Below are 2,065 nucleotides of genomic sequence, written 5' to 3'. Positions count from 1 at the left end.
CGTGAGCACGGGCGTACCTTCCCGCCAGCGTTGGCGCGCTGGACTTGATCAGAATCCTGTTCGTGTACAGATCATCATCCGGGAAGGTGCGTCCTCCCGGGATCCACAGGTTTCGATCATTCCTCTCCACGCAAACGAGGCGGGGTCAGCTCATGCCCACAGACCGAAGCCGACGCCCCGAACGTGTTGTGGGCTATGGACTTCCAGTTCGATTCCACCGTCGACGGCAAAGCCGTCAAGATTGCATCGATGATCGACGAGCACACGCGCCTGTCGCTGATGAACATCGTGGAGCGTTCGATCCCCGCGCAGCGGTTGGTCGAGGAACGAGGCAAGACGTTCGCGCTGTGGGGCGGGCCGCCGCTGGTATTACGGATGGACAACGGGCCAGAATTCATTTCTAGTGCGCTACACCAGTTCTGCGTGAACCGTGTGGGAATCTCGTACATCCCGCCGGGAACTCCCTGGAACAACGGGCACATCGAATCTTTCAACAACCGCCTTCGGAAGGAGTGCCTGAACCGCAACCACTGGACGAGCCTGCTCGAAGCGCGAGTGGTGATCGAGGACTTCAAGGACGACCACAATCATCGGCACCGCCACTCGTCGCTGGGCTACCTCACGCCGGCCGAGTACGCTGCCCAGTGCTCCCACACCCACCAACCGGTGGATGGGTGCGAGATCGACTGAAACCAATCAAACCGCGGCTCTAAAGCGCGGTGGTCCGACTATCGGGGACCTGCCACCTGTGGCGGCGAGTTCGTCGCCGTGGCGCAGCTTTCGGATGACCTGTTCGGGCGTGTGTCGTTTACGTCCAGCCATGAGATGAAGCCTTTCATGCCCTTGAGCAGGGCGGAAGGATTCTCATAGCGTACGGGTCACTTCACGGGGGTCATGCCACCCCGACTGCAATCGCGACGCCATTTCAGCAGTATCGTGCACAAAAATCGAGTGCCAACGCGACTCCACCTCATCTGACGGGCTCTCGCGGACCCCGGTACGCAACTGAGAGGGGTACGGTGCGGAAATCCGGAATGCGCCGCGCGCCACCTTTCGACACTGCAGCGTTCGTGAGCCGCCGATCGGGCGCGCCGTACAACTCGTTGAGGCGGGCCTGGAGAACGTCGTCCTCCGTCACGCGCCCCGCCGTCACTGACGCCTCGTCTCCATGCTCGAATTCCGCATCCCGCCGAGCGTGCAGGTCGTGCGCTCTCTTCGCGGTTCGGCGCGGCGCTCTTGCGGATCGATCCGCAAGGGACATCTACATCTTTCGCAGATTCACTTATGGGGGGGTGGGTTCCCATCTGCTCGATGGGCATACTGGCCGAATCGAAACTCACGTCAGGTCAACGCCATCAAGCCCGAAATGTGATGTCGCTCACTCTCCGTTCAACTAGTTTCTTGGCTGGCTAATCATAAGATGCGCAGTACATACTGTCTGTTTTTCCTTCCAGGTCAAATACAGCTATCTGGTTGCCCCAGGATCATTTCAGTGAGCGGTTCACCGACCCTCATGCCGATGCCGAACCAGCGGCCTACACTCTGGATTGCGCGTATTGAAGATTGTGCTCTATGCGGCCAAAAATGCATGTAAGGGACAGTCTTTCGCGCAACCAACAGAAAGAATCAAACACACAGAGGGAGACAGTCATGGGTTCAGTTGGGGACGTCATCAGCATCGTCAAAACAGTCGTCGAACTAATTTCCACACTCGGCACCGGTTCTGCAGACCAGTCGGTCGAGAAGCCTGCGGTCTAGGCGTCAGCCTCGATTTTTCGTGAGAGGCCGCTGCTGGTCTGATCAGTGAACTGATCAGACCAGCAGCGGTCGAATGCGCATCGGGCCGCTGGGAACTGTCACATTGTTTGAAGAACGCTGTCGTACTAAGGCCGCCGTTACCCGGTCGAAATCATCAACCAACTGCGTGTGATTGAATCGCATGTAAGTGTTTGTAGTGGCCGGCCCGGGGCCGGCTGACAGGATAGGTGTCGTCGCTACAACGCCGTGTGACTCATGAATCGCTTTGCTCCTTCGTGGTGCACTGGCCGGGGTTTGTCCACTCTGT

1 protein-coding gene is annotated in these 2,065 nt (G+C 58.6%); it reads left to right on the top strand.

Annotated elements, in window-relative coordinates:
* Positions 1 to 183: 183 nt before the first annotated feature.
* Positions 184 to 690, top strand: coding sequence for an integrase core domain-containing protein (locus ATN37_RS00105; RefSeq protein ID WP_080712845.1), 507 nt, complete (start codon positions 184 to 186; stop codon positions 688 to 690).
* Positions 691 to 2,065 lie beyond the last annotated feature (1,375 nt).

Origin of the sequence: Rhodococcus sp. MH15 (assembly GCF_019266045.1) — a bacterium.
In the GTDB taxonomy this organism is placed as follows: Bacteria; Actinomycetota; Actinomycetes; order Mycobacteriales; family Mycobacteriaceae; genus Rhodococcus_F; species Rhodococcus_F qingshengii.
This window is presented reverse-complemented; position numbering and strand designations above follow the sequence as displayed.